The 12,556-nt window shown below is 38.6% G+C and carries 8 protein-coding genes; all 8 read right to left on the bottom strand.

What is annotated here, in order from left to right:
* Positions 1-268 precede the first annotated feature (268 nt).
* The 8 genes from putP to ACFYKX_RS11985 all read right to left on the bottom strand — a co-directional run bounded on the left by putP (position 269) and on the right by ACFYKX_RS11985 (position 12,534).
* Positions 269-1,729 (bottom strand): sodium/proline symporter PutP, encoded by a 1,461-nt coding sequence (gene putP, locus ACFYKX_RS12020; RefSeq protein WP_389361512.1) that lies wholly within the window; start codon positions 1,727-1,729, stop codon positions 269-271.
* Positions 1,730-2,123: 394 nt separating this feature from the next.
* Positions 2,124-3,671 (bottom strand): L-glutamate gamma-semialdehyde dehydrogenase, encoded by a 1,548-nt coding sequence (gene pruA / locus ACFYKX_RS12015; RefSeq protein ID WP_389361249.1) that lies wholly within the window; start codon positions 3,669-3,671, stop codon positions 2,124-2,126.
* Between the two features lie 302 nt (positions 3,672-3,973).
* The gene (gene katX / locus ACFYKX_RS12010) at positions 3,974-5,620 is read right to left on the bottom strand and encodes a catalase KatX (RefSeq protein WP_389361247.1); all 1,647 of its coding nucleotides are present in this window, start codon (positions 5,618-5,620) and stop codon (positions 3,974-3,976) included.
* Positions 5,621-5,785: 165 nt separating this feature from the next.
* Positions 5,786-6,946: a CamS family sex pheromone protein gene (locus ACFYKX_RS12005; protein WP_389361245.1), complete on the bottom strand. Its 1,161-nt coding sequence runs from the start codon at positions 6,944-6,946 to the stop codon at positions 5,786-5,788.
* Positions 6,947-6,960: 14 nt separating this feature from the next.
* Positions 6,961-8,967, bottom strand: coding sequence for an NAD-dependent DNA ligase LigA (ligA, locus tag ACFYKX_RS12000; RefSeq protein WP_389361243.1), 2,007 nt, complete (start codon positions 8,965-8,967; stop codon positions 6,961-6,963).
* Positions 8,968-8,993: 26 nt separating this feature from the next.
* Positions 8,994-11,207 (bottom strand): DNA helicase PcrA, encoded by a 2,214-nt coding sequence (pcrA, locus tag ACFYKX_RS11995; protein ID WP_389361241.1) that lies wholly within the window; start codon positions 11,205-11,207, stop codon positions 8,994-8,996.
* Positions 11,208-11,280: 73 nt separating this feature from the next.
* Positions 11,281-11,964 (bottom strand): heptaprenylglyceryl phosphate synthase, encoded by a 684-nt coding sequence (locus ACFYKX_RS11990; protein ID WP_389361239.1) that lies wholly within the window; start codon positions 11,962-11,964, stop codon positions 11,281-11,283.
* A gap of 255 nt (positions 11,965-12,219) precedes the next feature.
* Positions 12,220-12,534: a YerC/YecD family TrpR-related protein gene (locus ACFYKX_RS11985; RefSeq protein ID WP_389361237.1), complete on the bottom strand. Its 315-nt coding sequence runs from the start codon at positions 12,532-12,534 to the stop codon at positions 12,220-12,222.
* Positions 12,535-12,556: the final 22 nt, after the last annotated feature.

The raw sequence follows: 12,556 nt of genomic DNA, 5'->3' as shown, positions 1-12,556 counted from the left end.
ATACAAAAATAGTTAGAACAGGTAGAATATTCTGATTTTTATTTCATAATCTATAATTATACGTATAATTTGTATAAATTTATAATGTAAGCGCTTAATTTTAAATATGTATTCAGCAAAAATCATAAAATTAATTTCGATTTTTGACAGTTTTTTAGGAAAAAACACGATATTTTGAGATTTGAATTACGTTTTTTCGGACTCTAATTTTCACCCTAAGATGATAAAAAAGAGTGAACTGCAAATATTGCAGTCCACTCTCCACATATTAGTATGCCTCTTTTTTCGCTTGATCAAACTCTTCTTCAATTTCGTTAGAAGGTGGCGAAGTAATTAAACTAACAATAATGATAGCTAACGTACTAAGGATAAAGCCTGGCACGATTTCATATAGGTCGAATAAGCCTCCACTTAGCTTCTCCCACACAACTACAACAACTGCACCGGTAATTAATCCTACTAGTGCACCGTTTCGATTCATTCGCTTCCAGAATAGAGAGAGAATGATGACCGGACCAAACGCTGCACCAAAACCACCCCATGCATAGCTTACAAGATTAAGAACTGAACTATCAGGGTTCATCGCAAGTGCAATGGCGATAAATGCAATAGCAACAACAGCAATTCTACCTACCCAAACAAGTTCCTTTTGACTTGCTTGCTTACGGAAGATAGCTTTATAGAAATCCTCTGCAACGGCACTTGAGGATACTAATAACTGTGAATCAATTGTACTCATAATCGCTGATAGGATTGCTGCTAAAAGAATTCCAGCTACCCATGGATTAAATAAGACTTGGGTAAAATCCATAAAGACTGTTTCCGGATCCGCTAATGGGGCGTCAGCAAAATAGACGATACCAGCAAATCCAGTAAATACAGCTCCAAATAATCCAAATACCATCCATACCGTACCAATTAAACGTGCTTTTGGTACATCTCTAACAGATTTTAACGCCATAAATCGAGTAATGATATGGGGTTGCCCAAAATACCCAAGACCCCAAGCCATTAGTGATATGATTCCCATTGTAGTGGTACCAGCTAAAATATCAATGCCGTCTGGATTTAGGGTAGAAACAGTATCGACTGCATAACCCCAACCACCCACTTCACTGATAGCTGCAAAAGGCACTATTATCAAGGCAGCAAACATCAAGATACCTTGAATAAAATCCGTCCAACTTACGGCTAAGAATCCACCAAGGAACGTATATGAAATAATGACGATTGCACCTATCCAAAGGGCTGTTTCATATTGAAAACCGAATGAAGCTTCGAATAACTTTGCTCCTGCAACCATTCCAGATGATGTATAAAATGTAAAGAATAACAGAATTACGAGGGCAGAGATAACCCTTAATGATTTAGAAGAATCTTTAAATCTATTTTCTAAGTAATCTGGGATTGTAATAGAATTATTAGACACTTCTGAGTAAGAACGTAGTCTTCTGGCCACAAACTGCCAATTAATATATGCTCCTATTGCTAATCCAATGGCGATCCATGCTGACGAGAATCCGCTCACATAAGCGGCCCCCGGTAAGCCAAGTAAGAGCCACCCACTCATATCCGAGGCGCCCGCGCTTATAGCAGCGACCCCAGGTCCTAAGGTTCTGCCCCCGAGTACATAATCTGATAAACTACTTGTCATTCGATAAAAAAAGATACCTATTGCTAACATTCCGAGTAAATAAATGATAAACGTAACTAACGTTGCTGTTGACATCATTATTATTCTATTCTCTCCTTTCAGTTATAAACGTAACAATTGATAACAAAACTAATATTGGCATCGGGACGAAAAGCCAAAATAAAGTTGCTGCTGAAAGACCCACTTCTCAACACCTCCTTTTCACCCTTTGTATAACTCTTATGCACTAGTACACCTATATATGTATTTCACCGGGCTCTATCTTCATTATTTCAATATAAAAAACCCTTCTCTCATCAGTAGAGAAAAGGGTTTGAAGAAATTTATATTTATTACATTTTTAATGTTGTTTGGCCTTAAAAATACCGTCTTTTCTACAGAAATTAATTAGAAATTTTACAACTTTTGTACTAAACTCCATAAAACATTACTTTCGATTACTTCCTGTAGTGATAATTTCCAAGCTATATTAAAACATTTCAGAAGTTGTTTTAGCTTGCATGTGAAGTAATAAGTAGTCTGGTCCGCCTGCTTTCGAGTCAGTTCCTGACATGTTGAAGCCACCAAAAGGTTGGTAACCTACGATTGCACCTGTACAGCTACGGTTGAAGTATAAGTTTCCAACGTGGAAATCTTCACGAGCTTGCTCGATGTGCGCACGATTTCTTGTAATAACCGCACCTGTTAAACCGTACTCCGTGTTATTTGCTATTTCAATTGCTTCAGTGAAGTTTTTAGCTTTCGTGAATCCAACTACTGGTCCGAAGATTTCTTCTTGCATCAAACGGTCATTTGGCTTAAGGTCCGCAAATACAGTTGGCTTAATGAAGAAGCCTTTTGAGCTGTCTCCTTCTCCACCTGTCATTAATCTGCCTTCTTGTTTTCCAATTTCAACATAACTCATAATTTTGTCAAAAGCGCTTTGATCGATTACTGGACCCATAAATGTGCTTTGCTCTTCTGGATTAGCTAGAGTTAATTCATTCGTTAACTCAACTACTCGGTTTAATACTTGATCATATACATCTTCCACAATTACGGCACGTGAACAAGCTGAACATTTTTGTCCAGAGAATCCAAACGCACCAGCAACGATGGATTGTGCTGCTAATTCTAAATCAGCATCGCTATCTACAACAATCGTATCTTTACCGCCCATCTCAGCGATGACACGTTTTAACCAGATTTGGCCTTCATTTAATTTAGACGCACGTTCAAAAATACGTAATCCAACATCACGAGAACCAGTAAATGAAATGAAACGAGTATCTTTATGATCTACTAAGTAATCTCCAACTTCAGCGCCACTTCCAGGTACGAAGTTAAGAACCCCTGCAGGAAGACCTGCTTCTTCCATTACTTCAACAAACTTCGCTGCAACGATTGGTGTTGTTGAAGCTGGCTTTAATAGTACTGTGTTACCTGTTACAATTGCTGCTACTGTAGTACCAGCCATAATTGCAAGAGGGAAGTTCCAAGGAGAGATAATTACGCCTACTCCTAAAGGAATATAGCCATAGCGGTTAAATTCATTAGGGCGGCTATTGACTGGAACACCATCTTTGATTTGTAGCATTTGACGAGCATAAAATTCTAAGAAATCGATTGCTTCTGCTGTATCAGCGTCCGCTTCTTTCCACGGCTTACCTGCTTCTTTTGTTAAAAGGGCAGAGAATTCATGCTTACGACGACGGATAATCGCTGCTGCTTTGAAAAGAACATCTGCACGAGTTTCCGGCTTCACTTTCTTCCAAGTTTTGAATGCCTCAACTGCTGATTGCATTGCTTTCTCAGCAAGATCACGGTTCGCTTTTGATACACGACCAATAACTTCCTCTTTATTAGAAGGATTAACAGAAACGATTTTATCTTCCGTAGAGATACGCTCCCCACCGATTAATAGATCGTAGTCTTGACCTAAATAGTTTTCTACTGTTTTTAAGCCTTGTAAATAACCTTCACGCTCTTTTTCAACAGTAAAATCAGTAAATGGCTCATGCTTGTATGGTTGGACCATCACGATCGCCTCCTTAGTACTATTACTTTGCATACAATTCACATTCTATCAGTTTTAATTCCTATCATCAATGATGATATTAAGGACAAGTCTTTCTCATCCTTTACCTTTCATTAGAATGGTTTAAACATGCTTTTACAATCGGTAAAGATACAAAGCTCCTTCAAATTAGGATATACTTTACTGATATCACCTCTATAGACTGAGTCTTGATAATCCGCTCTGAAATTAACACCAACATTCATTCCAAACGTAAAAAAGCGTCTCACTTTCAAAAAGTAAAACGCTTTTTCATATAAATACTAATATGGATCTGATGGATGTCCCATTTCTTCTGCCTGTTTTACGGCATCCTCAGTATGCGTAGAACCAATAGGACCACCTGTATCTGATGTACCCGATGCATCTGCTCCTTTCAGTCCTTCCGCCACCCTTCTTCCATAATCAGGATCACACTGTGTAAAAATATCTATCATCTTGTCTTGAATCTCTTTACGGCAAGGTTTTAACGTATTAACAAGATTCGTTATAAGCTCATTTCTTTCCCACTCATTGAACCTTCTATACGTTTCGCCAGCTTGTCCGAAATTATTTGTGCGATCAATTCGCTCTCTTTTTACTTCTCCTTCTACATAAGGAGTATGATCCTTCCCTGCTCTTGGTGCTTCTTTCAATCCACCAATAAGTGAAGGTTCATAGTTTACGTGTGGATTTTGGCCTTCGCCTCTATCTACCCGGTACTCCATTTGGCCACCTCTTTGATTGGTAGCCACATGCTTTTTCGGAGAGTTAATGGGTAATTGTAGATAGTTTGTTCCAACACGGTAACGTTGTGTATCAGAATAAGAGAATGTTCTTCCCTGTAAAAGTTTATCATCAGAGAAATCTAGCCCGTCTACTAAAACTCCTGTTCCAAAAGCAACCTGTTCCACTTCCGCATAGTAGTTTTCTGGATTTTTATTAAGAACCAGCTTTCCAACCTTTTTCCATGGGAATTGATCTTTGTACCATAGTTTAGTTGGATCTAACGGATCATAATCCAATTCTGGATGATCACCATCACTAATAATTTGAACGTACATTTCCCACTCAGGATAGTTCCCTTGCTCAATTGCTTCATATAAGTCTTGTGTTGCATGGTTAAAGTTCTTACCTTGAATTTCATCTGCTTCTTTTTGTGTTAAGTTCTTAATTCCTTGAACTGGCTCAAAGTGATATTTTACAAGATAGCCTTTCCCTTCCTCGTTTACCCACTTATAAGCATGGACCCCAGAACCTTGCATTTGACGGTAATTCGCTGGGATTCCCCATGGAGAGAATAGGAATGTAACCATGTGAGCAGATTCAGGCGTTTGACATAAGAAGTCAAACATGCGCTCCCCATCCTGAATGTTTGTAACGGGATCTGGCTTAAAAGAATGAACCATATCCGGGAATTTTAACGGGTCACGGATAAAGAAAATCTTTAAGTTATTCCCAACTAAATCCCAGTTTCCATCCTCTGTATAGAACTTAATGGCAAATCCTCTAGGATCCCTTAATGTTTCAGGAGAATGTCCCCCATGTACAACTGTAGAAAAGCGAACAAATACCGGAGTTTTTTTGCCTTTCTCTTGGAAAAGCTTTGCTCTCGTATATTTAGAAATTGGCTCATCTCCCACCGTTCCATAAGCTTCAAAGTAACCATGAGCCCCTGCACCACGAGCATGGACGACACGCTCTGGAATTCTTTCACGGTCAAAATGACTAATTTTCTCTAAAAAGTCGTAATTCTCTAGTGTTGTCGGCCCCCGATTTCCAACCGTACGAACGTTTTGGTTGTCTGTTACCGGATGACCTTGTCTATTAGTAAGGGTATCAGACGTTTCATTCTTTCCTGTTGTTTTGTTAAAGTCATTTTCAGAACCTTCTATATTTGTACCATGGTACTCTTTTTCATTATCTTTCACGGTTGATCCTCCTAATAAAAGATTTCCAATGGTAACAATATTTGCCTTAAGATACGGTTTTATACAATATGAGTGGTATTTTTTCCCGTTCTATACTATCTCTAGATGTAAGACACAAAAATACCCCCAAGTTAAAATCTTGGAGGTACTTCTTGATATTCCGTATTAATAAATATGAACCATCGGCTCGTTAGCTTCAGCTTCTCTCACAATTAGTGCTTCAGGACCGTTTACAGATGAGATTTGAACCTCAACTGATATATAATTTGGAAAATGCTCCATCACTAGTCCAGTAACATATTGGGTAAACCCAACGGCTTCAGCTTTCCCATAAAATTGAATCGGAATAGTAATACTCAAGTCATGGAGTTGGTCACCAATATAAAAAGCTTCTCCTATGACACCATTAAAATTAGGGAAATAAGCTTCCACATCTTGTTTGAAATTCAAAAAGAACGTAACATCATCCCGATGAGCATTTGTTGCTTCTGGAGATGGAAATAAGAAGTACTTCTCATCGACTGTTTGCCAACCATCCAATTTTGAACTCCCTTTTGGTGCATGGGCGTAAGCAAAGAAGTTTCCTGGCACGACCGAAGATCTGCTAGCCTGCTCAAATAAAGCAATAGTAATGGGTACATCTTTTAATTTATCACTATTTCGAAGTCGCTTCAGAACCTGATCAGCTATTTTCTTTCCTTCACGTTCCATTACCGATCTCTCAATTTTGGTTTCAAACGTTGGACCATACTGTATTTCTTGATAGTAATGGACCGAATTCATCGCTAGCCCAATCACTACTCCACCTAAACGTACCGTTCCTTCACTGTTAACTAGATAGTTATGTTCAATAATATGAGCCAAATAGATCGGGTTTTCCTCATTACGAGTTTTTACATCTCCTTGACCCGAATCTAAAGGATTTAAACCAATATTCTCTTCTTCCGTTAAGTTTCTTTCTTTTAACTGTTGAGGAGTATACTGTCGATTAAGCCATAGCCCAACCGTCTCTCGATCTAAAACCTGTCCTTCTTGGAACAAGAATTTATCCGGATCAAAGTTGTGCTGGGCAATTCGCATAAGTCCTGTTTCGAGCTCATCTATGTCATACCTAGTATTTAAATTCCCTACCACTAATCCTCTTGCTTCTGAAGGCTTGAATGGTAAAATCGTTCGATAATATTGGTCCGAAATTTTATATTTTGGAATAATCGCTGTTTCTTTCGAATCTTCCTTATTTTGTACAACTTCCTCTTGTTTTTGAAAGTTAGGAGCACACCCACTCAATATAAGGATTAAGATTGCGACTATTGAGATCTTCCTCATGGTCCTTACACCTCTTAATCTTTTAATTCTTCTACCAGTCTCTCCTCGTTCCAGATCTCAATGCCTAAATCCTGTGCTTTTGTAAGTTTGGAACCGGCATCTTCTCCAGCAATCAGTATATCTGTTTTTTTACTTACACTCCCTGAAACATTTCCACCTAAAGCTTCTATTTTCTCTTTCGCTTCATTCCTAGTTAATTGTTCAAGCTTCCCAGTAAGAACAATGGTTTTACCAGCAAAAATAGAGCTAGATTCTGCCGCAGAAACAGGCTTTGGTCCTTTGTATGCCGTGTTTACTCCAGCTAATTTTAGTTCATTTATCAGTTCTGAAACTTCCTCCAGTTCGAAAAACGATACAATCGAATCCGCCATTTTTTCACCAATCTCATTAATTGCAATCAATTGTTCCTTCGTTGCATCGGCTAAAGAATCCATTGTTTCAAATTGCTGTGCCAAAGTTTTAGCTGCTTTTGCCCCGACATGACGAATTCCTAGTCCAAAAAGGAGCTTCTCTAGGGAGTTAGCTTTAGATGCTTCTATAGCAGTTAAAAGGTTATTGACTGATTTCTCACCCATTCTCTCAAGACCTAGCAATTGCTCTTTCGTTAACGAATAAATATCAGCAACATCATTGATTAGCTGCTCTGCAAAAAGCTGACTGATTACTTTTTCACCTAACCCATCAATATTCATTGCATCTCTAGAAACGAAATGAATGAGACCTTCACGTATTTGCGCAGGACATTTCGGGTTAATACAGCGCAATGCTACCTCTCCATCTAAACGAACTAACTCACTTTCGCATTCTGGGCAATGAGTAGGCATATGAAAATCAAGCTCGTCCCCTGTCCGTTTGTCCGCTAATACATTTACAACTTCCGGGATAATATCGCCAGCCTTTTTAATAACCACTTGATCGCCAATTTTAATATCTTTCTCGCGGATTAAATCTTCGTTGTGTAACGATGCACGTTGAACGGTTGTCCCAGCTACACGAACAGGCTCTAATATAGCCGTTGGGGTTACCACACCTGTTCTACCTACACTTAACTCAATTGCTTTAAGAGTGGTGACAACCTCTTCTGCAGGGAATTTATACGCAATGGCCCAGCGTGGGCTTTTTGCTGTTGTTCCAAGTTCTTGTTGCTGTTCTAGTGAGTCCACCTTAATCACAATTCCATCTATGTCATAAGGAAGACTTGGGCGTTTCTCCCCCCAACCTTCAACATATTGTAGTACTTCTTCAATGTTTGCACAGCGTCTCCTTTCCTTGTTTGTTTTAAAACCGAGTTTATCCAATAAATCTAGACCTTCACTATGGGAAACGACTCCTGTTTCTCCAACATCAGCTATATTATATAGGAAAATATCTAGATTTCTTGAAGCTGCAATACGAGGATCTAACTGTCTTAAGGATCCTGCAGCTGCATTACGAGGATTGGCAAAAGGTTCTTCACCTTTTTCCTCTTTTACTTTATTCAGCGCTTCAAATGAGCTCTTAGGCATAAAAGCCTCTCCTCGAACCTCAATTGAGACAGCATCATTTATTCTTAGTGGTATGGATCTAATCGTTCTTAGATTAGCTGTAATATCCTCTCCAACTGTACCGTCTCCTCTTGTAGCCCCTTGAACAAATAATCCATTTTCATAGCGAAGAGATACAGCTAGTCCATCAATTTTCAACTCGCAAACATAGGAGAAATGGTCGCCAACAACTTGTCGAATACGGCGGTCGAAGTCTCTTAAATCCTGTTCATTAAAGGCGTTCCCTAGACTTAACATGGAAGTTTGGTGCTGAACCTTTTCAAAAAGGTCTAAAGGTGCTCCCCCCACACGTTGAGTAGGGGAATCAGGTGTCCGTAGCTCAGGGTATTGTTCCTCAAGCTGATTTAACTCCTTTACAAGGCGATCGTATTCAACATCCGGAACAGATGGCTTGTCGAGGACATGATATTCATAATTATATTGGTTTAATAACGTATGAAGTTCTTTTACTTTCTTTTCAGCCGTTTGAAGGTCCATACATCCAGCCCTTTCAATCATATAATTTAAGCTTTTTTAATAGGAGCAAATTTAGCTAGTAAGCGTTTTATCCCTGTTGGACTTGGGAAGGCAATATCTAGTTCAGTACCCTCTCCTTCACCCTTCACACTAACAACCGTTCCAACTCCCCATTTTCCATGCGCAGCTTTATCGCCAACTTTCCAGTCAAGCTCATCTCCACCTGTAGAGGTAGTAACCGGACGACTGACAGCTGCTCTTGATGCTACAGCTGGTCTAGTAGGCGATCCAAAAGGTGATCCACTCTTTTGTCTAGGTTGAATTCCCTCTAGAAGATCTTCTGGAATTTCCTTGATAAATCGAGAAGGTGGGTTCATATTCGTGCGTCCAAATAAAGTACGCATTTGAGCATTGGTGATAAAAAGTTCTTCTTCTGCTCTTGTGATCCCTACATAAGCAAGACGTCTTTCTTCTTCCATCTCCATTTCTTCCATAAGCGAGCGGCTGTGAGGGAATACCCCTTCCTCTAAGCCCATCAAAAAGACTACTGGGAACTCTAAACCTTTTGCGGAGTGAAGCGTCATAAGTACAACCGTATCAGTTTTTTGTCCTTCTTCATCAAGCTTATCAATATCAGCTACTAGAGCTAAGTCAGTTAAGAAGCCAACCAAACTTTTATCTTCATTACTTTCTTCGAAGCTCTGTGTTACGGACAAAAATTCATCTAAGTTTTCAAGTCGGCTTTGTGCTTCAATGGACTTTTCTGCTATTAGCATTTCTTTGTATCCAGTTTTCTCTAGCACCTCTTCTACAAGCTCGGTAACAGACAGATAATCCTGCATTTGTGTAAAACCTTTAATCAAGTGTTGGAACTCTGCTGCCGCTTTTGTAATTTTAGGACTTAGACCAATTAAGTCTATTGATTGTAATGCTTCATACATAGATAAGTCATGCATCGCAGCAAAGTTTGCAATTTTATCAACGGAGCTAGATCCTATCCCACGCTTGGGCACATTTATCACACGCTGTAAGCTAATATCGTCATCAGGATTTGAAATTAATCGTAAATAAGCAAGAATATCCTTAATTTCCTTACGATCGTAGAACTTTATTCCTCCAACAATTGAATACTCTATGTTAGATTTTAAAAGTACTTCCTCCATTACACGGGACTGAGCATTTGTACGATATAAAATGGCGATATCGGAGTGCTTTCTTTTTCCACTATCAACCATCTCTTTAATTTTACCCGCTACAAATTGTGCTTCCCCTTGCTCACTGTCCGCTCGGTAATAGAAAATTTTATTTCCTTCATCATTATCAGTCCAGAGATTTTTAGCCTTGCGGTTAAGATTATTCTTAATGACTTCGTTTGCTGCAAAAAGTATTCTTTTGGTTGATCGATAATTTTGTTCAAGCAGAATCGTTTGTGCCTTTGGGTAATCTTTTTCAAAGGATAAAATGTTAGCAATGTCTGCTCCACGCCAACGATAAATGGACTGATCTGAGTCTCCAACTACACATAAGTTTTGAAAACGGTTCGCTAAAAACTTAACTAGCATATACTGAGCTCTGTTGGTATCTTGATACTCATCAACATGAATGTATTGGAATTTACGCTGATAATATTCAAGAACTTCTGGCACACGCTGGAACAATTGAATCGTTGTCATGATTAAATCATCAAAATCCAGAGCTTGATTTTTTCGTAAGCGTTTTTGATATAGCTCGTATACATCACTTACAACTTGGTCGAAATACCCACCTGCATTTTTTGAATATTCTTCAGGTGTAATCAGCTCATTTTTCGCACTGCTAATAGAACCAAGTATCGCACGAGGATCAAACTTTTTTGGATCTAAGTTCTTTTCTTTTAAAATACTCTTTATAACCGATTGCTGGTCAGTCGTATCTAATATGGTAAAATTTCGATTAAAACCAATCCGATCAATATCTCTTCTTAAAATTCTTACACACATCGAGTGGAACGTAGAAATCCATATCTCATCAGCCACTCCACCCATCATATTATAAATACGATCCTTCATTTCTCTAGCAGCTTTATTGGTAAACGTGATCGCTAGGATATTGTAAGGATTAACTCGTTTCTCTACCATTAAATAGGCTATCCGATGGGTTAATACTCTTGTTTTTCCACTTCCCGCCCCAGCCATCAGTAGCAACGGACCATCTGTCGTTTTAACAGCTAGCTGTTGCTGAGGGTTCAGTCCATTCAATAATTTATCTGTTAAGTATTGCACTTAATTCCTCACCACCATACAAACATTTGTTCTTATTTCTATTGTAATCTTTTATAAAAATCGTTTCAATTGTTTACTGTTTAATTTCCACTGTTTTTAACGCTTTATCTATATCATCATATATGGAGTTACCTACCACAATAACATCTGCGAAAGCAGCCATTTCCTTCGCTTGCTCTATAGTTTGGATTCCACCACCATAAAAAAGCTTTGTATGTTGGAGAGCATCTTTTACACTAGCAACGACTTGTGGGTCCCCGTACCTCCCACTATACTCTAGATAAAAAATTGGCAGGTGAAACATTTTTTCAGCCATCATTGCGTATGCAACGATATCATCTTCTGTTAGGTTTGCAATAGCATCAGTCTGCTTAGCCGCCTTGCATTCATCATTTAATATACAATAACCTTGAACAAGAATCTCATCCCAGTTCATTATGGCTCCATATTCTTTTATAGCTTCATGATGAAGACCAGTAATCCACTTAGTGCTTGTACTATTTAAAACCGTTGGAATGAAAAACAGATCAAACCCTGGTGTAACAGAATCTATATTAGATACTTCCAACACACAAGGTACCGTGTATCGGCGTACTCTTGCCATTAGATCTAGGACTTTCTCTAACGTTACTCCATCCGTTCCACCAATAATGACTGCATCCGTACCAGATTCACAGATTCTTTCTAAGTCTTCATCTGATATGGGCTTACTTGGATCGAGTTTAAAGACATGGCGCCATTCCCGAACATCGTACATGCCATATTTCCCCCATTCTACTATTCCATTACAACATTATAGCATTTGTTAAAATGAATCTAAAATCTAAATGGTTAGGTTTTTTTTCCATTAGCCTGTTAACTTGTCCGTTTACAGAGTTAACCCATTAACGAAGCAATTCAAAGGCTTTTACGAGAATTCAAGCACTCTTCACAACGCTGAAATTAGCGCTACCTTTTACAACACTCTAACAAAAAGAAAAACCGAAGGATAGGCTCCGTCGGTTTCTTAAATTTATTCTACTGTAGGACTTGTTTCTTGTTCTTTAATACGTTCTAAAGCTAGTTCATAAGCATCATTTCCATAGTTTAAGCAACGTTTTACGCGTGAAATGGTTGCTGTACTTGCACCTGTTTCTGTTTCAATTTTGTGATACGTTTTTCCTTCGCGAAGCATACGAGCAACTTCTAGACGTTGTGCTAATGATTGAATCTCATTTACCGTACATAAATCATCAAAAAAACGATAGCACTCCTCTAAATCTTTTAACGACAAGACCGATTTAAAAAGTTGGTCAAGTTCTTTCCCTCTTAATTTATCAATTTGCATATACTATACCCCTTTAAATTAT

Origin of the sequence: Cytobacillus spartinae (genome assembly GCF_042865285.1) — a bacterium.
In the GTDB taxonomy this organism is placed as follows: Bacteria; Bacillota; Bacilli; order Bacillales; family Cytobacillaceae; genus Robertmurraya_A; species Robertmurraya_A spartinae.
Note: the sequence above shows the minus strand (reverse complement) of the source record. Positions and strands in the feature narration are given on the sequence as shown.

What these genes read in the sequence shown, in the direction of transcription:
- putP (WP_389361512.1), bottom strand. Translation starts at nt 1,729, where the DNA reads ATGTCAACAGCAACGTTAGTTACGTTTATCATTTATTTACTCGGAATG.
- pruA (WP_389361249.1), bottom strand. Translation starts at nt 3,671, where the DNA reads ATGGTCCAACCATACAAGCATGAGCCATTTACTGATTTTACTGTTGAA.
- ACFYKX_RS12005 (WP_389361245.1), bottom strand. Translation starts at nt 6,946, where the DNA reads ATGAGGAAGATCTCAATAGTCGCAATCTTAATCCTTATATTGAGTGGG.
- ligA (WP_389361243.1), bottom strand. Translation starts at nt 8,967, where the DNA reads ATGGACCTTCAAACGGCTGAAAAGAAAGTAAAAGAACTTCATACGTTA.
- ACFYKX_RS11990 (WP_389361239.1), bottom strand. Translation starts at nt 11,964, where the DNA reads ATGTACGATGTTCGGGAATGGCGCCATGTCTTTAAACTCGATCCAAGT.
- ACFYKX_RS11985 (WP_389361237.1), bottom strand. Translation starts at nt 12,534, where the DNA reads ATGCAAATTGATAAATTAAGAGGGAAAGAACTTGACCAACTTTTTAAA.